Genomic DNA, 21,960 nt, shown 5'->3' with positions numbered 1-21,960 from the left:
CGCGGGCGACGATAGCATTTCCAACCCTCATGCGTGTCGGGCAGGGTCAAATTGCCAACGACACCGCGATGCCTGCACTGATCGCCGCCCACAGATCAAAGCCGCTCGGTTGACCCGCCAGGGGCTGGAATGCGTCAACGGCCCGATCGTAGGTCCCGATGAGCGCTGGGACGTCCGCTCGGGCTCCAAGTCCCTCAAGCGCTGCGATGGCCTGCTCACGGTCGACTGCGGCGAGCAGTTTGCGCATGTAGGGACGCGACAGGTCGGCCTTGGTGGTTCGCACCGCAACAGACTCCGGGAGTCGCGCCCCGAACGCTGCCCGGTGCAACCCCCTGTACGTGCCGTCAATCCTGATCTGTGTCTCCGGCAATCGCATCCCGAGCTCAACCAACCGCCGGTCGAGGAACGGGTAGCGAACCTCCACGCCGCAGTCGGCGGCCAGCCGGTCGGTCAGCTCGTACGCCGGCGGATTGAACGCCGCGCGCAGGTAGTAGCCCTGGCGCTCCGCAGCCGCGCGGGACTGAGATCGACGTCGTGGCTCCCACGACGTCGACGGGCTCGGCGACGGCTGGTCCGACAGCCAAGGGCGGGCCCGACGCGCTCGCTCACGTTGACGCCGCAGGACTGTTTGATCCAATCGACCGGCCGGGCGCAGGTCCGCAGCTTGCCGCACGAGTCCGACCCCCATCTCACGACTGAGCGACCGAACGATCCACTGCAAGGCTTCACCGCGTGACCTGCCCGTCTGGCTCGCCCATCGCACGGCCTCACGGAGTCGCCCACTCGCTGCCAGGTCCAGCGACGCGCTGTCCAGCCCAAAGAAGAGCTCGTCGCCACCGACCCCGCACAGAGACACGGAGCGTCCTAGCGAACGTGAGGTGGTGTAGCAGGCGGCCGTGTCGACCGCATCGATCGCGTAAACAGGCTGGCCGTGTCTCTCCGTGTACTCGTAGAGGTCCAACGTCGGGGAGGCATCCGGCTCGATGAAGTGGAGCGGGATGCCCAAGAAGGCAGCCGCCGCCGTCTGGTACTGCGTCTCGTCGGCCTCCGGGTACTCGCGAAAGGCCAGACCGATCGCCTGGACATCCGCGCCCAGTCCGACCGCCGTCGCGGTGACGGTTGTCGAGTCGAAACCCCCACTGAGGTCGCACGCCACGCCGTCGCGGGTGCGCAGTCGGCTTCGCACCGCTTCATCAAATACTGCCGTGACCTGCTCGACTGTCGCCGCAAGGCTCTGCACCAGCGGCTCAGTCGAAGGATTCCAGTAGCGACGGCTCGTCACTGACCCACGACTCGCGACGAGGATGTGACCCGGTGGCAACGGCTGAACGCCGGACCAGATAGAACGGTCCCTTGGCGGCTCCCCGACCAGGTAGCCGTGCAGATAGTCCTCGTCGATCGAGGGGCGCTGCCCAACGCAGGCAAGGACCGCGGTCAGGGTGGAGGCCGCCGTGACACCGTTGGGATCCGCCGAGAAGAACACCGGCCGCACCCCCACCGGGTCGCGGGCCACAAGCAGTTCCTCGCGCTCGTTGTCCCACACCGCGAAGGCAAAGTCCCCTACGAGCCGATCCACGAGGCCGCTACCCCAGCACGCGTAGGCGGCAAGGATGAGGTCCGCGTCGGTGACGAGGGGGTGCCGCGCACGCCCACGCAGTTGACGGGCGAGTTCGACCCGGTTGTCGATGCGGGCATCTGCAACCAGCCAGATGTCTCGCGCCACATGGCGTTGGGGTTGGTGCTCCTGCTCGGCTTCCAACGTCGTCCATCCGGCCGCGTGCACGAGAGCGCACAGCCCCACGTCCTGAGATGCACGGCGGTCTTGACCTCGGTAGGCGATGGCGCCCGCCATCGCAGCGACAGAGTCCTCGGCCGTTCGGCCGACGAGATCAAGACGGGCAGCGAACCCGCTCACGCCTGGTCAGGCACCGACCACGAGCTTGCAGTCGATGAGCTCCGCGAGAAGCGCTCGGATGTCGCGCTCCAACGTGTCGCGATCGACGTCGTAGTCGGCACCCAGAGTGTCCACCAGCTCATTCAGACTCCGGGGCTGTTCCAACAACTCGAACACCTCGGCCCCGACCTGGTCGAGGCCGAAGAACTCCTCACTGTCCAGGTCGAGCAGAACCGTCTCGTCTCCAGCGCTGCGCCTCATCACGCCTTGGGCGGCGCGAAGCAACCTCGTTCCATCCACGCTCGATTCGTCAGGGCGGCTAGCGCTCATCAAGGCTTCCTCCGTTGCACTGGTCACGCGTTGATAGAGTTCACTGACCGCCACGGCGGTAGCAGTTGCGGATCAGATGCTAACGCAGGGCTAGCACGAGGGGTCATCTTGGGAGCCGCGATACCGGCCCATGTCGAGCGCGCGGTCCACGCCATCCATCTTGACGCCGCGACTGCAGAGGTCGTGGCGGCTGCCGAAGCGGGGAGCATCGGCGTGGTGTTGCTCAAGGGTCCCGCCACCGCGCGATTGCTTTATCCATCGGCGCCTGAGACCCGCCCGTACTCCGACGTCGACCTCCTGGTCAGCCCCGAAACGTTTAATCGTGTCGAGGACCTGCTGAAGGATCTCGGCTTCACCTCCCAAGCGGGTGAGTTTCAACTTGGTGCAACGACGTGGGCGCAGGGGTCGACTTGGGTACGAGGAGGAGCGATCCCCACCGAGGTGGACCTGCACCGCGGTTTTCACGGGGTAGCCAACTGGCCGGCGTGGTGGGACATTGTCGAACAGCACACCGAGTTCCTGGAAGTTGGCGGGCATCGAGTCCGAGTCCCCGATGCGGCTGGATGTGCGCTGATCGTCGCGCTGAACGACACCTCTGTCGGAAGGGATGCGAAATCGGGGACCGATCTTGCCACTGCCCTGTCGATGTTCGATGACGAGGTCTGGGCTGAGGCGATGCGGCGGGCCAAAGCGGTCGATGCTCTGCCGTCGTTCACGATGGGACTGTCAGGTCATGGGGTGGGCCGGGAGCTGGCCAAGCGCCTACGGCTCTCGTCCACACTGACGACTGAGGTGGCGACCCGGGCCCTCGTCCAATCCGGCGCAGACCCAGCGCAGGTGGGTCGTGCCTGGATGCTGACCCACCGGCTCGGCGGGGTGCTCAGTTGGCGCCAACGGGTCCGCGTCGTGTTCGACATGGCGTTCCCGCCTCCAGAACTTCTCCGTGTGAAAAGCCCCCTCGCGCGCCAGGGCCCGTGGGGATTCGCCGCGGCACTGGTAGTGCGCGTGTTCGGGCTGGCTGCCCGCACCCCGGGCATTCTCCTACTGGTGTACAGGGGCCGCCGGCGCGCTCGACGTAGCGGCTGAGCAACAGCGGCGGGCGCTCCCTTCACCACTGGCCCGCAGTCCGATGAGTCAAGGACACGGTTCTGTAGGGTAGTGGGGCATCGATGGCTCAGATTCGTTTCGAGAGGGAGCCTTCGAAGTTGCGAGCCGATCCTGGTCCGGGTCGCCCACCATCCCGAGAGACATAGCACACCCTGCGTGACCCAAGTCCGTGACACAGAGGGGCAGAAGGAGTCGTGGGATGCACGTGATAGCCACAAATGGCGAAGGGAACTGTCGACGCCCAGGCCACGGCACCGCTCGAATTTGTGGTCCCCAAACTAAAGGAGCTGCAGCGACCGGACAACGTTGTGTCCGGTGCGGGCATCGTCCACGAGGAGTCGAGGCCTTGGTTCCCCCTCCATCCCTCTGCCTCGTCGCTGCTTGGGCTGATTTGGCGAACCCTCCATGGCACGCATCAAGGTATTGATGAAAGTCCTGATAGTCGCCGACTTCTTTCCTCCCGCCGAGAAGGCTGGAGGGCCGGTCAAATCTCTCTCGAGAGAGATCGACCGTGAGGTCGCTGGACACGACCTCAATGTCGTCACCCGCGATCATGATCTGGGAGATGATGTTCCCTTCGGCAAGCTCGTCCACTCCTATGAAGGAGTTGGGGGCGTGGCGCGCATCCACCGGGTCCAGGCGAAGCCGGTTGTCGTCGCGCGCACGATCTGGCAGCACCTTGCAGACACGGAACTCGTCTACGTGAACAGCGTATTTTCGCCGCTTTTTTCGCTGCTGCCCCTGGCGCTTCTCATATTCCGTGGCCAGCGTCGCCCCAACATCCTCATCGCACCTCGGGGGGAACTCGCGCTGGCCGCGCGCGCCATCAAACAGTGGAAGAAAGCGCCGGTTGGCAGAATTGAAGCGCTTGTGCTGAGATATCTGAAGGTGATCTGGCATGCATCCAACAGCCGAGAGGCCGCGGACATCCGCGATTTCGCAGGTCAAGACGTCCCCGTCCTGGTCTCGAGCGACCTCGGCCCGAGTCCCGCTGTCAAAGTCACGTTTCGTCCCGCCAAAGTCTTTACGGTCGCCTTCGTCGCACGCATGGTTCCCATCAAGAACTTCGAACTGTTGCTACACGCAGCCGAGCAGTTCAATGGCCCTCTCCACATCTTGTGGTGGGTGAACTGGAAGATACGAGATATTGGGCGAAATGCAGTTCTCGACTACGAAGCCTCAATGCGCATATTCACGTCACAACACTCGGTCACGTCGCGGAGGCGAAGGTTTTTGACATCCTCCAACAAAGCCACGCCATGATTCTTCCCACCCGCGGCGAGAATTTCGGGCACGCGATAGCAGAAGCGATGTCAGTGGGCTGTCCGGTGTTGATTCCTGACACAACCATTTGGACTTCGGTGGTCGAGGCCGGCGGAGGGCGAATCATCGACGTCGATGACACAGGCCCCTTGCTGCGAGCCGTTGCCGAGATGAGCGTGCTGTCGACTGCAGAGCTGGAGAGGCAACGCAAGAGAGTTCTCTCCACATATTCCAGCTGGCACGCAGAGCAGATGCACCGAGGACCGTTGTTCGATCTTGCCATCCAGATGAAGCGCGACGTCCCGCAAGGTCGAGCGGCCCGGGGAAGTCGCACCCCTCGGCCCCCCAGATCGGGGCCGTGACAGACTCCCGTCACTCCGCCCTTGCCATCCCGATCGTCTGCGTGGACGCGACCTACTCCCAGTGCACAGAGACTTGGTGCTGCGAGGTGACACGCTCCCGAAGGCCAGCATCGCGTCTCGTTGGGGCTCGGGAGAACGGTGGTCCTGCGAGGTGCCCTCCCTCACAGGCTCGGTGCCTTGCCGTCGTGGGTGCGAAGCTTGTCGGAGGGCGGGGCGCGCCGTCGGCCGCCTCTCGACATCCGCTACCCAGAGCTGGCTCCCCGACACCTTCATCCCCACCGTTGCCAAGCGCGGCGCAGCGCAATCAGCGAGGCTCGCGGGCGCGTCCTCCGCCGCGACGGCCGAGTCCGCGACCATCGACCGCCCCACCTGGGTGCAGGGCACTGCCACGGCGACCAGGTCTCGATGGCGGGTCCGCTCCGACGGCTCCTACGGCGTGGAGGAAGGGCTCATCTCCTCCTTCCCGGTCACGGTCAAGGACGGCCAGTGGTCCATCGTGCAGGGCCTGGAGATCGACGACTTCTCCCGCGGCAAGATCGACGCCTCCGTGGCCGAGCTCGCCGAGGAGCGCGACGCCGTCAAGGAGCTCGGGCTCATCTGAGCGAGCGCACAGCGCAACGCGAGCACGCGGCATACGAGATCCTTCGTATGCCGCGTGCTCGCGTCACGGGGTCCGCTCGGCGGCGTAGTGGCGGAAGAGCAGGAAGGCCGCGGCCGCGCACATGAGGTGCCAGGCGCCGTGCTGCTGGAGCAGCGTGTCGGGGCGGCACCACGCGTGGCCGCGCATCCCGGTCGTCCAGATCGCGAAGGCGGCCGTGAGGGTCCCGACGGAGGCGAGCGCCCACCACCGGTCCTGGCGCGCCCCCGGCCGTCGGGCGAGGGCCACCTCCAGGCCCACCGCCATCCAGAGCTGCACCGCGAAGGCGGCGTTCCCGACGTGGCCGAGCACGGGGAGGCTGCCTCCGCGCAGGTCGACCGCCATCCCGGCGAGCACCGCCGCGGCGAAGACGCTTGCGAAGAACGCCGGCCGCTTCCCGAGGAAGCGCATGAGGGCGTAGGCGAGGGCGAATCCCGACACGAGGAACATGCTGAGCAGGTCGAGGTGCCCGCCGAGGTCGCTCTGGGTCGCGTGCATCGCCATGCTCCCCGGTCCGAGCAGCACGACGAGCGCGGCGAAGGCGGTGGCGAGTCCGGGGTGCCTGCCGAGGGTGAGACCCAGACGGGCTCGGTTGCCCGCGTGGCCGGCCACGGCCAGCCCGGACACGACGAAGCCGAGGTTGCTCCAGGTGTTGGCCGGCTGGCGGATCCAGCCCGGGCGGGCGGCCTCGCAGAAGCCGTCCCCGCGGCCGACGTCCGCTCCGAGCCAGCCCCACCGCGCTGCCGCGAGGACTGCGGCGAGCGAGAGGACGGCCGTGGCCGCGGCCAGCGCGAGCGGTCGCCGATCTCGTCTCGCCACCCCGTCACCGTAGCCGTCGCCGGTGGTGCGGCGCCGAAGATCGGCGGGTGCTTGGAGCCTCCCGCGTGGCCCGGTCAGGTAGACAGGAACGCATGTCAGACAACCCATCCCGCGACGCCTTCACCTTCGCCGGGGACTGGAGCGGCCAGCTCGTCGCCACCTCCATCCACGCAGGGCACGACCTGCGGGACGAGACTTCCGCCCTCATCGTGCTCGACGAGGAGACGCGGCTGCGCGAAGAGGACCCGTTCACCGAGCAGATCGCCTCGCTGTGCCCGGCGCGCCTCGTCGTCCACCGTTCCCGGTTCGAGGTCGACCTCAACCGGGACCGGGACGCCGCGGTCTACCGCCGGCCGTCGGACTGCTGGGGCCTCGAGGTCTGGCGGGAGTCTCCGCTGCCGGACGACGTCTCCGAGCGCAGCCTCGCCGTCCACGACGACTTCTACGCCCGCCTCGGTGAGCGGCTCGACGAGATGGCGGCGCGCGGCCCGTTCGTCCTCTACGACGTGCACTCGTACAACCACCGCCGTGACGGCGCCGACGAGCCGGAGGCCGAGCCCGAGGACAACCCTGAGGTCAACGTCGGGACCGGGTCCCTCGACCGCGACCGCTGGGGCGAGGTCGTCGACGCCTTCATCGAGTCCCTGTCGGGGACGGGCACCGCTGGTGGCGTGATCGACGTGCGCGAGAACGTGCGCTTCAAGGGCGCCAACCTCGCGGGCTGGGTGCACGAGCGCTACCCCGACCACGGCGTCGCACTGGCCCTCGAGTTCAAGAAGACCTACATGGACGAGTGGACCGGCGAGCCGGACCGGACCCGCATCGACACGCTGTCGCGCGGGCTCGCCGGGACCGTCGAGCCGGTGCTGCGTGCGCTGGCCTCCGTCGGGCGCGACCGATGAGCAGCGAGCACTTCTCGGTGGCCGACCTGGCCATCGACCACGTGCTGGCCCAGACCGCCGGGGGCATGCAGTTCCTCCTCGACGTGACCCCGGTCAACGCCGACGAGGTGCGCCGCGCGTTCGTCGACGGGCGGGTCGAGGACCCCTCGTTCACCTACCGGCCCCTGGAGGTCTCGCCGGACGTCCTCGCCAAGGCGCTCGAGAACATCGACGTCGCTGCTGTGGAGGACGCCACGCTCGGCCACCTCCTGCGGGCCAAGCACCGCGAGCTCGGGCTGCAGATCGAGATGCTGCGCGCCCGGGACTCCGACGACTTCAGCGCCCTCAGCATCGAGCTCTACGGTGCGGCGTCGCCGGAGCTGCGCAAGCAGGCCGAGAACATCCTGGGCCGGGTCCACCGCGTCGAGAGCGCCGGGCAGAGCCTGTCGGCGCCCGAGTTCCTCGAGCTCGCCCAGCTCGAGATCGACCACTACCGCTCGATCGACCCCGAGATCGACATCCACGCGGAGATGCGCGACGACGTCAACGGGGTCATGGTCAGCGGCAACACGCTCCTCATCGACAACGACGCCGCCGTCCAGCGGGCCCGCGCCAACGCGCTCATCCAGCACGAGGTCGGCACCCACCTCGTCACCCAGGTCAACGGCTCCGCCCAGCCGGTCCGCGTCCTCGGCGCCGGCCTCGCCGGCTACGACGAGACGCAGGAGGGCCTGGCGGTCCTCGCCGAGATCGGGTGCGGCGAGCTGACCCCGTTCCGCCTGCGGCAGCTCGCTGCTCGCGTGCTGACGGTCCACCGGATGCACGCGGGCGCCTCCTTCGTGGAGGCGTGGCGGGCTCTCGTCGACGAGGGCTTCCCGGAGAGCAGCGCGTTCACGACGACGATGCGCGCCTACCGCTCCGGCGGGCTGAGCAAGGACGCGATCTACCTCCGTGGCCTCGTCGCGCTGCTCGTCCACCTTCGCGGCGGCGGCGACCTCGACCTGCTCTGGCTCGGCAAGTTCTCGCTCGAGGACCTGCCGCTCATCCGCGAGCTCGACGAGCGCGGCGTCCTGCACCCCCCACGTCTCATCCCTCGTTACCTCGAGGACCCCGCATCGACCGAGCGGCTCGTCGCCGCGGCCGACCAGGCCGACGACGTCGCGCAGCTCATCAAAGGAGCAGCATGAAGATCGGTTTCGTCGTCAACGACGTCCTGAGCGAGTCGCCCCTCTACACGACGACACGGCTGGCCATGGCGGCCACGCAGATGGGCCACGAGGCGTTCCTCATGGGCATCGGAGACTTCGCGTACGAGCCGGACGGGTCGCTCACCGCGCGCGTCCGCGGCGGTGGCAAGGGCAAGAGCTATCGCTCGCTCGAGCGCTTCCTCGACGACGTGCAGAAGCCCGACGTGGAGGAGCGCCTCCCGCTCGGTGAGTTCGACGTCGTCATGCTCCGCAACGACCCGGCCGACGACGCCGAGGCCCGACCGTGGGCCAACACCGCCGCCGTGGCCTTCGGCGAGCTGTTCGCCGGGTCGGGCGTGCTCGTCGTCAACGACCCGACGAACCTCGCCCAGGCGCTCTCGAAGGCCTACTTCCAGCACTTCCCCGAGGCGGTCCGGCCGCAGACGCTCATCTCCCGCGACGAGGACCGGATCGCGGGCTTCATCTCCGACCTCGGCGGCCGCGCGGTCCTCAAGCCGCTGCAGGGATCAGGCGGAAGCGGGGTCTTCCTCGTCAACAGCGAGGAGTCGCCCAACCTCAGCCAGATCATCGAGGCGATCGCCCGGGACGGGTACGTCGTCGCCCAGGAGTACCTGCCCGCCGCCAGTGAGGGCGACGTCCGGATGTTCGTCATGAACGGACGCCCGCTCGAGGTGGACGGCCGGATCGCCGCCTTCCGCCGCAAGAGCAGCAGCGAGGACCTGCGCAGCAACATGTCGGCGGGCGGCAAGGCGAGCAAGGTCGCCGTCACCGACGGGATGCTCGAGCTCGTCGAGGCGGTCCGACCCAAGCTCGTCGCCGACGGCATGTTCCTCGTCGGGCTCGACATCGTGGGAGACAAGCTCATGGAGGTCAACGTCTTCAGCCCCGGCGGGCTCGGCTCCTGCCAGAGCCTCTACGGCCACGACTACGCCCCGCCGATCATCGAGGACCTGGCGCGCAAGGTGGGGATCAAGCGCCACTACCCCGACGAGCTGACCAACCTCCGCCTCGCCACCCTCTGACCCTGTGGCCCTCTGACCGTCCCTATCTCGCCAATTCCCCCGTTCGGCACACGGCGTGTCCGTCCCCAACCGGGGAATTGGCGAGTTGGGGACGGGGCGGGGGCGGACGGCATACGCGTCCGGGCCGGCCGTCGGCCCCGAAGGTATGGATTGCACAAAGTTTTGTGCAGAACCATTGCCCTCCGGTGGGCGACGGGGCAGGGTGCAGCGTGGGTCGCGATCGTGCGACCCACAACCAGGAGGAACACGTGAACTCGACCTTCATGCGCAAGGCCGCCGCCATCGCCGCCACCGCGACGTGCGCCGTGGCAGCCACGGCACTGACCGCGACCGCGCCCGCCGGAGCCGCCCCGCTCGCCGGGCCGACGTCGTTCGTCGTCGCCCAGGGCGGCACCGGGACCGACAAGGCCGTCGCCGCCGTCACGGCCGCCGGTGGCACCGTCGTCCAGGAATGGCCCCAGATCGGCGTCGTCATCGCCAGCGCGACCGACGACACCTTCGACGACAAGGCCCGCCAGTCCCCCGGCATCATCGCCGCCGGCCCGTCACGGGCCATGCAGGCCTACGAGCCCACGTCCACCGTTCCCGTGGACGGCGTGGTCCAGGGTCTCGGCGCCGGCACGTCCGGTGGCGACGACACCCAGGAGCCGCTTTTCGCCAACCAGTGGCACATGCGCCAGATCGGTGCCGACAAGGCCCACCTCAAGACCGACGGCAACCGCAACATCACCGTCGGCGTGCTCGACTCCGGCATCGAGGCCGACCACCCCGACCTCGCTGCCAACGTGGACGCCTCCCAGTCCGTCGACTGCACCGACCGCGGCGTCCCCAACACCGACTCCAAGGCGTGGCAGCCCACCACGTCCGACCACGGCACCCACGTCGCGGGGACGATCGCCGCGGCCCGCAACAAGCAGGGCGTCATCGGGGTGGCCCCGAACGTCAAGCTCGCGTCCGTCAAGGTCGTCGAGGACGCCGGCTACATCTACCCGGAGTACGCCATCTGTGGCTTCATCTGGGCCGCGGACAAGGGCATGGAGGTCACGAACAACTCCTACTACATCGACCCCTACGCGCTGTGGTGCAAGGCCAACCTCGACGAGAAGGCCGCGATCCTCGCCGTCGAGCGCGCGCTGAAGTACAGCGAGAAGAAGGACGTCGTCAACGTCGCCGCCGCCGGCAACTCGGCCTGGGACCTCTCCAAGCCGATCACCGACACGGGCAGCCCCAACAACACGGTGCCCACGCCCCGTGAGACCAACCAGCGCTGCTACGACATGCCCACCGAGGTCGGCAACACCGTGACCGTCTCCTCGGTCGGCCCGACGGCCGTCAAGTCGTACTTCTCCAACTGGGGCCGCAACGTCGTCGACGTCGCCGCTCCCGGTGGCGACTCGCGTGTCGTGGCCGACACCCCGTCCAAGAACGGTCGCGTCCTCTCGACCATCTGGGGCGGTGGCTACGGCTACAAGCAGGGCACCTCGATGGCGTCCCCGCACACCGCCGGTGTCGTCGCGCTCATCCGCGGCACCGACACGGGCCTCAACGCCAAGCAGGCGATGAAGACGCTCGAGCGCGAGGCCGACACCCTGGCCTGCCCCGAGTTCTACGACGCCAACCGTGACGGCGCCAACGACGCCACCTGTGAGGGCGGCGCCTCGGGCTCCGGCTACTACGGCCACGGGCTCATCGACGCGCTCGACGCCGTCACCAAGTGACCCACCGCTCCACCGCATGACCCGCACGACCGCATGACCAGTTCCACCGCATGAGATGAGGCCCGTGTCCCCCGGTGGGGGGCACGGGCCTCATCTGTTTCTCTGGGCCGCTGCCGCGGGTTGCTCAGCGGGAGGCGGCGGCGTGCTTCTCGGCGATCTCGACGACGTTGCTGAGGAGCATGGCGCGGGTCATTGGCCCGACGCCGCCGGGGTTGGGGCTCACCCAGCCGGCGACCTCGGCCACGTCGGCGGCGACGTCGCCGGCGATGACCGAGCGGCCGTCGTCCTCGACGACGCGGCTGACACCGACGTCGAGGACCGCGGCGCCCGGCTTGACCATGTCGGCGGTGATGAGCCCGGGCACGCCCGCCGCGGCGACGACGATGTCGGCCCGACGGACCTCGGCGGCCAGGTCGCGCGTGCCGGTGTGGCACTGGACGACGGTGGCGTTCTCCGAACGGCGGGTGAGGATGAGCGAGAGGGGCCGGCCCACGGTGATGCCACGGCCGACGACGACCACTCGGGCACCGGCGATCGGCACGTCGTAGCGACGGAGCAGCTCGATGCACCCGACCGGCGTGCACGGAAGCGGCGCCTCGTGGCCGAGGACGAGCCAGCCGAGGTTGGTCGGGTGCAGCCCGTCTACGTCCTTCTCGGGGTCGACCTCGGCGAGGATCCGGTTCTCGTCAAGGCCGGTCGGCTGCTGCACGAGGAAGCCGGTGCACGCCGGGTCGGCGTTGAACTCGCGCACGACCGCGAGGACGTCGTCGAGGCTGGAGTCGGCGGGCAGGTCGCGACGCATGCTCGAGAGGCCGATCTCCGCGCAGTCCTTGTGCTTGGCGTTGACGTACCAGCTGCTGCCCGGGTCGTTGCCGACGAGGACGGTGCCGAGTCCGGGCACGATCCCGCGCTCGGCGAGGGCGGAGACCCGGCCGCGCAGCTCCTCCTTGATGGTCGCGAGGATCGCCTTGCCGTCGAGAGTCTGTGCGGTCACGCGCGCCATCCTCCCAGACCTGCGGCCTCCGCCCGGCACCTCCCCGTCACCCCTGCGTCAGCGCCAACGGTGGTTCTAGCGACCACTGACGCTGACGCAAGCAACCCGGGGCCCCGTAGCGTCAGCGCCAACGGTGGTTCTAGCGACCACTGGCGCTGACGCAGGCAACCCCGGGGGCCCATTGCGTCAGCGCCAACGGTGGTTCTAGCGACCACTGGCGCTGACGCAATCAACGCGGGGCAGGTCAGACGCGCGCTGCCAGCGCTGCCAGGGCCGCCGGGAAGCACTCCGCCGGGGGCGTCACGAGCCCGGCGCCGACCTGGCCCGTCCCCGCCACGCGCCCGGCCATGCCGGTGTTGATCTGCGGCAGGATCCCGGTCCGCACGACCGACACCACGTCGATGCCGGTCGGCGTGCCGCGGAAGTCGAGGATCGGCACCTGGTACATCGGGTGCTCCCCCATCGTGATCTCGTACATCGTCTGCGTGGCCCGCAGCGCGAACGCCACGTCCCCGCCGACGAACTTGACGATCGCCGGGGCCGCCGCCATGGCGAACCCGCCGATGCCGGCGGTCTCGGTGATCGCCGAGTCGCCGATGTCGGGGTTCGCGTCGTCGGGCCCGTAGTCCCCGAGGAACAGCCCCTCCGGGGTGTTCGCCGGACCGGTGAACCACTCGTCGCCGGTCCCCGAGACCCGGATGCCGAAGTCGGTGCCGTTGCGCGCCAAGGTCGTCACGAGCGACGAGCCCGGGATGCCGTGCGCGGCCATCGTCGCGAGCTTGCAGGCCGGCATACCGAGGTTGAGGAAGAAGTGCTCGTTGGCGCCCGAGAAGCGCACCGCCTCGGCGATGTCGCTCGAGCTGGCGTCGGCGGTGATCATCCCCGGGAGGAGCTCGCGCAGCAGCATGAGCGAGCCGGCCCGGTTGCGGTTGTGCCCCTCGTCGCCCATCTGGAGCATCTGCGCGAGGATCGACTTGATGTCGAACGGTCCGGTGGCCCGCACCGACTGCTGGAGGATCGGGCCGAGGACGTCGGTCATCCAGTGCAGCCGGTCGACGACCTCGGGCCCGTACGCGCCGTAGCGCAGCACCTTGCCGAGCCCCTCGTTGAGCGAGCACCACGACCACGCGTCGTGAACCTCGTCGCGCAGCCCGTACATCCACATCGACGGCGAGACGACGCCCGCCATCGGGCCCACCGCGTTGCGGTGGTGGCACGGCTCGAACGTGAACTTCCCTGCGGCGAGGGCCTTCTCGGCCTCCTCGGCGGTGTCGGCGAGACCCTCGAAGAGCACCGCGCCGATGAACGCCCCGCGCAGCGGCCCCGACGCGCGCTCCCAGTCGATGGGCGGACCGGCGTGCAGGAACGTCCCCCGCTCGAGTCCGAGCGCGTCCTTGGCCTGCTTGACGTCGCACAGCTCGGCGGTCGAGGCCGTGAGACGGGCGTATGCCGTCGCGTTCGCCTCCGCACGCCGCGCGTCGGCCATGACCCGGCCGAGGTCGGCCTCGGTCCCCTCCATGGGCGGCTGCCAGTCGGCCGCGGTGACCGCGACGGCCTGACCGCGCAGGGCCTCGGCGAAGAGGGGCACCCCGGCGGTGGCCACGGCGGGCGACTCGACGGCGAGGAGCCCACGCAGGGGCCCGCGCAAGGCCCCGCCCGTGGTCGGTGCGGTGGGCTGGGTCATCAGAGACCTCCGAGGAAGGTGAGGGCGTGCCGGGTGGCATCACGGTTGGAGAGGAAGACCGAGGCACCGGCGGCGGCGAGCGCCTCGCAGGTCGCGGTGAGCCCCTGCGGGTCGCCCTCGGTGCCGGTGACCGAGACGACGACGGGCAGGACCCGTCCACCGTCACGGGCGGCGGTCCGGGCCGCGCGAATGGCGTCGGCGAGCTCGCCGGCGGGGTCGGCGTGGGCGCCGTACCCGAGGATGAGGTCGAGGAGCAGGACGCCGCAGGTCGGGTCGGCCGCCTCGGTGGCGATCCGCTCCATCCGCAGGCTGGGGTCGATCATCGGGTGCGCGCGGCCCTGGGTGAGGCCGTCGTCGCCGAAGTCGATGACGAGGTGTCCGTCGTGACGAAGGTCCGACCCGAGCGCGAGGTCGTCGCGCAGCGGGATGTTGGAGCGGATGTCGCCCAGCGTCTCGGCGGCGATGAGCATCGCGTCGTCGGCGAGCGTCCCGCCGCAGAAGAGGCCGCGCAGCGCCCCGGCCACGGTGCCGGGCTCCGGGTCCTCTGTCGCCACCCACGTGGGCCACTGCGGCACCTCGCGACCCTCGGCCCGCAGCACGGCCTCGAGCGCGGAGGTGAGGTCAGGGCGACCGGCACCGAGCGTGGCCCAGCGGACGGGCACACCGAGCCCGCCGGCATACGCCTCGAGGTCGGCGAGGACCGCCTCGTCCGGCGGCTTGGAGACGACGACGATCGACGTCGTCGCGGGGTCCGCGGCGAGGGCGGCGAGCGCCTGCCGGGTCGAGCGCCCACCGACGGCGGTCTTGAGGTCGCGGCCGCCGACCCCCAGGCAGTGGGAGATCCCGACCCCGGCGGCGTCGAGCAGGCACATGAGCTGCTGGGCCCCGGTGCCGGACGCGGCGACCATCCCGATCGGGCCGGCCTCGACGACGTTGGCGAAGCCGAGGGCGACTCCCCCGATGACGGCCGTGCCGCAGTCCGGGCCCATGACGAGCACGTCGGCGTCCGCGGCGGCGTCCTTGAGGAGGATCTCGTCCTCCACGGAGACGTTGTCCGAGAAGAGCATCACCGAGGCGCCGGCCGCGATGGCGTCGAGCGCCTCGGCCGTGGCGAAGCGCCCGGGCACGGAGATGAGGGCGAGGTCGGCTCCGCCGGCGCGCAGGGCTCCTCCGACGGTGCGCGGCGTGGGCGGGTCGCCGAACCCGCCGCTGGAGGGCACGGACTTCGCGGCGAGGGCGGCCTCGGCGACGGCGATCCCGGCCGCGACCCCCGCGTCGTCGGTGCCGCGGACCGCGAGGACGAGGTCGTTCGGGCCCGCGCCGTCGGGGATGTCGAACCCCATCCCGGTGAGCACCTCGACGTTGAGCTCGGTCGCCATCGCCACCTGGGCCGCCTCCACTCCCTCGGCGTCGGCGACGGTGCGTGAGACCTGGAGCAGGGTGACGGAGTCGTGGTACGCGCCTCGGCGCACGTCGACGTGGGTGATGCTCACGACAGGATTCCTTCCGGCTGGGGGCTGGTGGCGGCGTGGAGGACGAGGTCGATTCCCTCGACCAGTCCGGCGCCGGAGGTGTGACCGATGGCGAGGACCTGCTCGCGAGTGCGCTCGACGTCCGGGGAGCCGGCCACCGCGGCGGTGACGTGGTCGACGACGCAGGACACGGCATACCCCTCGTTCGCGGCGCCGAGCAGGGACGCGGACAGGCTCGTCGTCCGCTCGAGCGGGAGCGTCTCGGGACCGGCGATGCCGACCGCGCGCGCCGCGAGGAGCGCACCGCAGAGGACGTCGTCGGCGCGGGGGGTGAGCCCCTCCCCTCGCCCGACGTCCGCGAGGAGACCGCGCCAGTCGAAGGTGGCCGCGCTGGGTGCCGCCGTCCCGACTCGCCGTGGTCGCCACGAGCGCACGACGCGTATGCCGTGTCCGCGCAGCGCGACCACATCACCTCCGAGCATGACGATGTCGCCCGGCACGACACCCCACGGGTGCGGCGAGGGGGTGGCGAGGAGGATCGCGGTCGGGAGGACGAGTGCGTCACTGGTGACGACGGCGACGACGTCGGCGTGCTCGGCGGCTTCGTCGGCGAGCGCGAGGTAGAGCGCCGTCGGGAACGCCGCGAGCACCACGGCGGGCCTCACCCGGCCCGCGACGAGACCCCGGACGAGCGGCGACACCGCGGCGGGGATTGTGGGAAGCACCCCTGAAACGGTAGTCAGGATGACTACAGTGGCCGGATGGTAAAAGTTGCCAACGATCCGCCTGCTGAGGGCCAGCACTTGCCATCGACGGAGTCGGACGGCGACGACGTCGCGTCGACGGTCGCGTCGCTCCGGCGTGTGGTGGAGCACCAGTCCGAGCTGCTCCGGCGTGAGGACGAGGTCAACCGCATCCTCGTCCAGACCGTCCTCGCCGGCGGCTCGCTCGACGACCTCTGCGAGGCCCTCGTCACGCTCTTCCCCGGGGTGGCCCTCGTGACGACCACCGACGGCCGGACCGTCGCGAAGGCGGGTTCCGAGGAGTCGTTCGCCCACGTCATGGGGCTCGAGTGCTTCGACCGGACCGGGCGGCTCATCGTCGAGGACGAGCCCGTGGGGGTGCGAGCCGGGGGCGTGACGAAGTCGGAGCGGGCGATGGTGCGGATCGTCGCCGGCACCTCGGACCACGGACTGCTCGCGATCTTCACCCCGGGCCGGGTCCTCACGACGACCGACGTGCACGGGCTCGAGCGCGCGGCCGCCGTGGCGGCGCTGGCGATCACCAAGGACCAGGCCGTGTCGGCGGTCGAGGGCAAGTACCGCGCCGAGTTCCTCCGCGACACGCTCGTCGGCCGGGTGGGGTCCCCGACCGAGGCGGTCGCGCACGCCGCCGCGCTCGGCTGGAACCTCGACCGGCGCATGGTCGTCGTCGTCGCCGAGACCGACGAGGACGACGCCCACACGGCGCGGACCAGCGACGAGGTGCGCTCCCTGCAGGACCGGTTCGTGCGCGCGTGGGTGCAGGCGGTGCGCACCCGCGAGCCGATGGCGCCGGTGGCGGGCTTCAGCCAGGAGGTCGTCGCCCTCATGCCCGCGCCGTGTGGCGGCGACGGTGAGCACGACACCGTCATGCGGTCCGTGGGCGAGATGGTCAAGATCGTGCGCGGCGACGGTGGCGGCGGCCGGCGCTCGTTCTCCACCGGCGTGTCACGGCCCGTCGACTCGGTGGCCGACATCCCGCGGGCCTACTCCGAGGCGCTGCGCGCGGTGGCCGTCGGCCGGCAGATGCAGGGCGAGTCGGCGGTCATGCACTTCGACGGCCTGGGGATCTACCGGCTGCTGTCGCTCATCCCCGACACGGCCGACCTGCGTGCGTTCGTCGACGAGGCGCTCGGTGCGCTGGCCACCGACGACCAGGCGTCGTACGCCGACCTGCGCCAGACCCTGCAGGTCCTGCTCGACACCAACCTCAACGTCGCCGAGACGGCGCGACTCCTCTTCTTCCACTACAACACGCTGCGCTACCGGATCGCCAAGCTCGAGCAGATGCTCGGGCCGTTCACGACCGACCCGCAGCTCCGCCTCACCCTGGCGCTCGCCCTGCGGATCCGCCAGATGCGCGGCGTCTGAGCGAGCCTCCCTTGCGTCCGCAACCCTGGTCGGCTTTTCGACCAGGGTTGCGGACGCAAAGGAGCGCCACCGTTGCGTCCGCAACGTTGGTCGGGTTCGCGACCAGGGTTGCGGACGCAAGCGGGCGTGTCAGTCGGTGAGGCCGAGGCCGCGCCGGCCGATCTCGTTGAGCTGCTCGGGCTGGAACCGGCCCTTCCAGTCGCGCTCGTAGTGCTCCTCGGGGAAGTCGCTCGGGCTGGAACCAGTGAGGAACGCCTCCCGCACGCTCGCGGCGTACGCCTCGTTGCGGGGGCACCACGGCGCGGCGGGGATGTACATGACGTTGCCCCAGCCCACCTGGTCCTCGACCTGCGCGACGGAGTGGATGAGGTCGCAGTGCCACCACACGGTGTCGCCCGCCTGCACGTCGGGGATGCCGGAGACGGCCTCCATGAGCAGCGGGTGCCACTTCCACGTGATGGGGAAGGTCTGGTTGTGGGCGATACCGCAGAGCTCGTCGTCGGGGACGTCGTCGAGCAGCGGGCGCAGCATGAGGTAGGCCATCGCCTCCGGGATCGGCACCGTGTGGAGGACACCCTGGTCGTGGCCCATGTCGGACAGCGCCGTCCAACCCTGGAAGGTGCGGAACGCCGAGCACATCGTCGACGCTGGGTAGTTCACGGCCTCGGTGCGGTGGGCCGCGTTCCACGGGTCGTAGCTCTCGACGTCGCCGGAGAACAGGTGGCGGAAGACCTGCTGGTAGCCCTCGGTCATGAAGAGGTCGATGCTGCCGGTGTCGACGTGGGTGCCGAGCCCCGCCGAGTCCGTGCCCGGCGGGCGGCGGCGGATGCGGTCGGGGTAGAGCGAGTCCCGGTCCGGGTCGAACCACTGGCGACCCTCGGACTCGTGCGTCCACCGGCTGTTGAGGAAGCCCTGCACCGCGGCCATCCGCGGGCTCTGGCGCGCCTCCATCTGCGGCTGCGACCAGTAGATCGGGTAGATCTCGGGCGTGCTCTCGACGCTCGCGAAGAAGTCGTCGGCCGGACCGGTGTAGGTCTCGAAGAACTTGTTGCGCTCCACGTAGTCGACGATGTCGCGGTCCCACTGCAGGGCCTGATCGTTCGGGAAGGTGCCGCGCACCACGGCGCAGCCGCGCTCCTTGACCTTGGCGGCGAGCTCGGCGGGAACGGTGCCGGCCTCGATGTCGGCGAAGTCGATGACCGGCCAGACGCTCTCCCCTGAGGCGCGCTCGGCCTTGATCTTCTCGACCTTGAGGGCGATGGACGCCTCGAGCTCGGCGAAGAGCTCCTCGACGGTGCGGCCACTCGCGGCGATGCGGGCACGCAGCGCGCGCTTCACCTCGACGATGGCGCCCGTGACGTCCTCGGGCTTGCTCTCCCAGTGGGGCAGCTGGGGTGTGTCGGTCTGCGTGGTCATCGATGGTCCTCACTCGGCGGCGATAGTTTGTTAGGAGTCCTGACTGAAGGCAACGGTAGCGCAGCGCTCTGCTACTTTGCAAGGAGTCCTGACGAAAGGTTCCGACGTGCCCGCCGACCTGCCCACTCTCGACCTGCTGCGCTCCATGAGCGACCGCCACGTCCTCGCCGCGGTGGCAACGGCCGGCCAGCTGACCCGTGCCGCGGCCGCCAGCGCCACCGGACTCTCCAAGCCCACCGTCTCGCAGAGCGTCGCGCGCCTGCTCTCCTCCGGCGTCCTCGTCGAGGGCGAGCGCGCGACCGGGGGTCGCGGCCGGGCCGGCACCTACCTCACCGTCAACGACACGGCCGGTTGCGCCCTCGCCGTCCAGGCCGGACCGCACGGCATCGTCGGCGAGGTGGTCGCCCTCGACGGTCGCACCGTCGCCAGCCGGCGACGGTCGATCCCGGTGCCCGTCACCCCAGGCGCGCTCGGACGTGCCCTCGTCGCCGTATGCCGTTCGCTCGCGGCCGACTCCCCCGGGCCGATCCGGGCCATGACCCTCGCCGTCGCCGACCCCGTGGACCGGCGCACCGGACGGGTCATCGAGCTGCCGGCCAGCCCGTTCCTCGTCGGGGAGCTCGACCCCGTCGCCCTCCTCGACGGCGTCGTCCCGGTGCCCCCGGTCGTCGACAACGACGTCAGCTGGGCGTTGCTCGCCGAACGCGAGCACGGTGTCGCGGACGGGGTCGACGACGTCCTCCACGTCCACCTCGACGAGGGGATGGGTGCGGCCCTGTGGAGCGGTGGCCGGCCGCTGCACGGCGCGCGCGGCCTCGCCGGTGAGATCGCCTACTCCCTCACCTCGGTCCAGCGGCGAGGGTCGGCGGCGACGCGGAGCGGCACCCTCATGGAGTGCGTCGAGGCCCTCGGCTACCTCCGCGAGGGCGGCACGGCCGTCGACGTCGAGGCCGTCGTCGAGGACCTCGACCGCGGCGTCGGCCAGGCCCGCACCCTCGCCGCCGCCGTCGCCCAGGTCGTCCGGGCCCACTGCTACCTCCTCGACCCGGAGCTGGTGGTGCTCAGCGGAGGGTGGGGACGGCATACCAAAGTCGTCGACGCGGTGACCACCGCGATCGCCGAGGCGGACGGGCTCCAGGCCACCGTTCGCAGGGCCGAGGTGACCGAGAACGCCCCCCTGGTCGGCGCCCGCGCCAATGCGCTCGGCGAGTTGCTCCGGACCTGGGCTCCCGAGGCGCACGCCGTGCCACGATGACGCGTGTCAGCCCTTGTGACAGAGGCCACCCCGACTTGCCAAGCCCGCCCGGGGTCCGCTGTCACAGATTGACGAATGTCCCCGAGGGCGTCGCGGTTAGCGTCCTCGTATCCACGACGACGTGACACCACGCGCGTCGCCCGCTGAGGAAGGTACGCACATGGCTCTCGGATTTGGCTGGACCCTCAAGGAGGGCACGCTCGGGCCTGACGACGTCGTCGCTCCTCACGAGCGCCTCGACTGGGGCCGCACCGTCGGCCTCGGCGCGCAGCACGTCGTCGCGATGTTCGGCGCGACCTTCGTCTTCCCGCTCGTCATGGGCCTCAACCCGCAGCTCGCGATCATGATGAGCGGCATCGCGACCATCGCGTTCCTCCTCATCGTCCAGGGACGCGTGCCCAGCTACCTCGGCACCTCCGCCGCGTTCGTCGGCGGGGTCGCGGCGATCCGCTCCCAGGGCGGCGACTCCTCCGAGGTCACCGGCGCGATCCTCGTCGCCGGCCTCGTGCTCGCGCTCGTCGGCCTCGCGATCCACTTCCTCGGCTCGGCGGTCCTCCACAAGGTCCTGCCGCCCGTCGTCACCGGCGCCGTCGTCATGCTCATCGGCTTCAACCTCGCCCCGGTCGTGGCCAACATCTACTGGCCGCAGGACCAGTGGGTCGCGCTGCTGACGATGCTCTTCACCATCGTCTGTGCGGTGGCCTTCAAGGGGTTCATCAGCCGCATCGCGATCTTCCTCGCGCTGATCTTCGGCACGCTGCTGTCGTGGGTCCTCGACAAGACGATCGGCCAGATCAACTCGGTCCTGGGCGGCGCCACCGAGGCGACCGACCACTTCCGCTGGAACACCGACGCGATCGGTGACGCCGCGTGGCTCGGCTTCCCGGCCAAGACCATCTTCAACGCCGACGGCACCGAGGTGGCCGGCTGGCACACCCCGACCTTCACCACGGCCGCGATCCTCCTCGTCCTCCCCGCCGTCATCGCCCTCATCGCCGAGAACACCGGCCACGTCAAGGCCGTCGCCGAGATGACCGGCGCGGACCTCGACAAGGACATGGGCCGCGCGATCGGCGCCGACGGCGTCGGCACGATGCTCGCCTCGGTCGTCGGTGGCTCCCCCACAACGACCTACGCCGAGAACATCGGCGTCATGGCGGCCACCCGCGTCTACTCCACGGCGGCCTACTACGTGGCGGCGCTCGTCGCGATCCTCTTCGGTCTCTCCCCCAAGTTCGGTGCGCTCGTCGCGTCCGTCCCGGGTGGCGTGCTCGGCGGCATCACGGTCGTCCTCTACGGGATGATCGGCCTGCTCGGCGCCAAGATCTGGAAGGAGAACGGGGTCGACTTCGCCAACCCGATCAACCTCGTCCCCGTCGCCGCCGGCATCGTCATCGGCATCGGCGACGTCAAGCTCAAGTTCAGCGAGGACTTCACCCTCAGTGGCATCGCCCTCGGCACGATCGTCGCGATCGGCGCCTTCCACCTGGCGCGCACCCTCGCCCCGGCCGACCTCCGTCGGCGCGCCGACGCCGGAGGCTCGGGCGGAGGCACCGCCATCGCCACCGGCGACCGGGTCTACGGTGACGAGGACGGCATCGACGACCTGTACCAGCCCGGATACCCCGGCGACAAGGGTGAGCGCGACCCGGACCGCGACCGCCGGGTCTGACACGTCACCGCCGCCCCGCCCGGGGACGACTCCGGGCGGGGCGGCGCCATTCCCCCAATACGACCAGCAGGAACGACCAGCAGGCAGGAGCTCC

General features: G+C 70.0%; 17 protein-coding genes and 1 pseudogene. 10 read left to right on the top strand and 8 right to left on the bottom strand.

Annotated elements, in window-relative coordinates:
• Positions 1-46: 46 nt before the first annotated feature.
• On the bottom strand, positions 47-1,915 hold the full coding sequence (locus tag AC3EU2_RS12140) for an asparagine synthetase B family protein (protein ID WP_488176555.1): 1,869 nt from the start codon (positions 1,913-1,915) through the stop codon (positions 47-49).
• Between the two features lie 6 nt (positions 1,916-1,921).
• Positions 1,922-2,224 carry a PqqD family protein gene (locus AC3EU2_RS12135; RefSeq protein ID WP_488176554.1) on the bottom strand — a complete coding sequence of 101 codons (303 nt, stop codon included), beginning with the start codon at positions 2,222-2,224 and terminating at the stop codon, positions 1,922-1,924.
• Here AC3EU2_RS12135 and AC3EU2_RS12130 point away from each other — a divergent pair.
• From AC3EU2_RS12130 to AC3EU2_RS12120, 3 genes and pseudogenes are all read left to right on the top strand, one after another.
• Complete coding sequence (locus AC3EU2_RS12130) at positions 2,162-3,310, top strand: nucleotidyltransferase family protein (RefSeq protein ID WP_488176553.1); 1,149 nt, start codon at positions 2,162-2,164, stop codon at positions 3,308-3,310. The genes AC3EU2_RS12135 and AC3EU2_RS12130 overlap by 63 nt on opposite strands.
• Before the next feature lie 899 nt (positions 3,311-4,209).
• Positions 4,210-4,956, top strand: a complete 747-nt coding sequence (locus tag AC3EU2_RS12125) for a glycosyltransferase (protein ID WP_488179481.1) — start codon at positions 4,210-4,212, stop codon at positions 4,954-4,956.
• A gap of 202 nt (positions 4,957-5,158) precedes the next feature.
• Positions 5,159-5,557: pseudogene (locus AC3EU2_RS12120) on the top strand (malate dehydrogenase); the annotation flags it as partial.
• A gap of 63 nt (positions 5,558-5,620) precedes the next feature.
• On the opposite strand, the gene AC3EU2_RS12115 reads toward AC3EU2_RS12120, so the two are convergent.
• Entirely contained in the window at positions 5,621-6,412 is a 792-nt protein-coding gene (locus AC3EU2_RS12115) for a ceramidase domain-containing protein (protein ID WP_488176552.1), read from the bottom strand.
• 92 nt (positions 6,413-6,504) lie between these two features.
• Here AC3EU2_RS12115 and AC3EU2_RS12110 point away from each other — a divergent pair, with 92 nt between their 5' ends.
• The 4 genes from AC3EU2_RS12110 to AC3EU2_RS12095 all read left to right on the top strand — a co-directional run bounded on the left by AC3EU2_RS12110 (position 6,505) and on the right by AC3EU2_RS12095 (position 11,241).
• Entirely contained in the window at positions 6,505-7,314 is an 810-nt protein-coding gene (locus AC3EU2_RS12110) for an N-formylglutamate amidohydrolase (RefSeq protein WP_488176551.1), read from the top strand.
• Positions 7,311-8,480 carry a peptidase MATCAP family protein gene (locus tag AC3EU2_RS12105; protein ID WP_488176550.1) on the top strand — a complete coding sequence of 390 codons (1,170 nt, stop codon included), beginning with the start codon at positions 7,311-7,313 and terminating at the stop codon, positions 8,478-8,480. The genes AC3EU2_RS12110 and AC3EU2_RS12105 overlap by 4 nt, the downstream gene beginning before the upstream one ends.
• Positions 8,477-9,523, top strand: coding sequence for a glutathione synthetase (locus AC3EU2_RS12100; RefSeq protein WP_488176549.1), 1,047 nt, complete (start codon positions 8,477-8,479; stop codon positions 9,521-9,523). Before AC3EU2_RS12105 ends, AC3EU2_RS12100 begins: the two co-directional genes overlap by 4 nt.
• A 248-nt stretch (positions 9,524-9,771) precedes the next feature.
• Positions 9,772-11,241, top strand: coding sequence for a S8 family peptidase (locus tag AC3EU2_RS12095; RefSeq protein ID WP_488176548.1), 1,470 nt, complete (start codon positions 9,772-9,774; stop codon positions 11,239-11,241).
• Between the two features lie 124 nt (positions 11,242-11,365).
• Here the strand turns inward: AC3EU2_RS12095 and AC3EU2_RS12090 are convergent, their stop codons facing one another.
• From AC3EU2_RS12090 to AC3EU2_RS12075, 4 genes are all read right to left on the bottom strand, one after another.
• Positions 11,366-12,235 (bottom strand): bifunctional methylenetetrahydrofolate dehydrogenase/methenyltetrahydrofolate cyclohydrolase, encoded by an 870-nt coding sequence (locus AC3EU2_RS12090; RefSeq protein WP_488176547.1) that lies wholly within the window; start codon positions 12,233-12,235, stop codon positions 11,366-11,368.
• Between the two features lie 244 nt (positions 12,236-12,479).
• Positions 12,480-13,919, bottom strand: coding sequence for a YlbE family protein (locus AC3EU2_RS12085; protein WP_488176546.1), 1,440 nt, complete (start codon positions 13,917-13,919; stop codon positions 12,480-12,482).
• Positions 13,919-15,412, bottom strand: coding sequence for an AllF/FdrA family protein (locus AC3EU2_RS12080; RefSeq protein WP_488176545.1), 1,494 nt, complete (start codon positions 15,410-15,412; stop codon positions 13,919-13,921). The genes AC3EU2_RS12085 and AC3EU2_RS12080 overlap by 1 nt, the downstream gene beginning before the upstream one ends.
• Complete coding sequence (locus AC3EU2_RS12075) at positions 15,409-16,116, bottom strand: oxamate carbamoyltransferase subunit AllH family protein (RefSeq protein WP_488176544.1); 708 nt, start codon at positions 16,114-16,116, stop codon at positions 15,409-15,411. Before AC3EU2_RS12075 ends, AC3EU2_RS12080 begins: the two co-directional genes overlap by 4 nt.
• 78 nt (positions 16,117-16,194) lie before the next feature.
• Here AC3EU2_RS12075 and AC3EU2_RS12070 point away from each other — a divergent pair, with 78 nt between their 5' ends.
• Complete coding sequence (locus AC3EU2_RS12070) at positions 16,195-17,523, top strand: PucR family transcriptional regulator (RefSeq protein ID WP_488176543.1); 1,329 nt, start codon at positions 16,195-16,197, stop codon at positions 17,521-17,523.
• A gap of 129 nt (positions 17,524-17,652) precedes the next feature.
• Here the strand turns inward: AC3EU2_RS12070 and AC3EU2_RS12065 are convergent, their stop codons facing one another.
• The gene (locus tag AC3EU2_RS12065; RefSeq protein WP_488176542.1) at positions 17,653-18,939 is read right to left on the bottom strand and encodes a DUF1479 domain-containing protein; all 1,287 of its coding nucleotides are present in this window, start codon (positions 18,937-18,939) and stop codon (positions 17,653-17,655) included.
• A gap of 106 nt (positions 18,940-19,045) precedes the next feature.
• Between AC3EU2_RS12065 and AC3EU2_RS12060 the strand changes: the two genes are divergently transcribed.
• Together AC3EU2_RS12060 and AC3EU2_RS12055 are read left to right on the top strand one after the other, a co-directional pair.
• On the top strand, positions 19,046-20,194 hold the full coding sequence (locus AC3EU2_RS12060; protein WP_488176541.1) for an ROK family transcriptional regulator: 1,149 nt from the start codon (positions 19,046-19,048) through the stop codon (positions 20,192-20,194).
• Between the two features lie 160 nt (positions 20,195-20,354).
• Entirely contained in the window at positions 20,355-21,866 is a 1,512-nt protein-coding gene (locus AC3EU2_RS12055) for a uracil-xanthine permease family protein (RefSeq protein ID WP_488176540.1), read from the top strand.
• Positions 21,867-21,960 lie beyond the last annotated feature (94 nt).

The sequence above is a fragment of the Knoellia sp. B-D-2 genome, from assembly GCF_057714695.1.
Note: the sequence above shows the minus strand (reverse complement) of the source record. Positions and strands in the feature narration are given on the sequence as shown.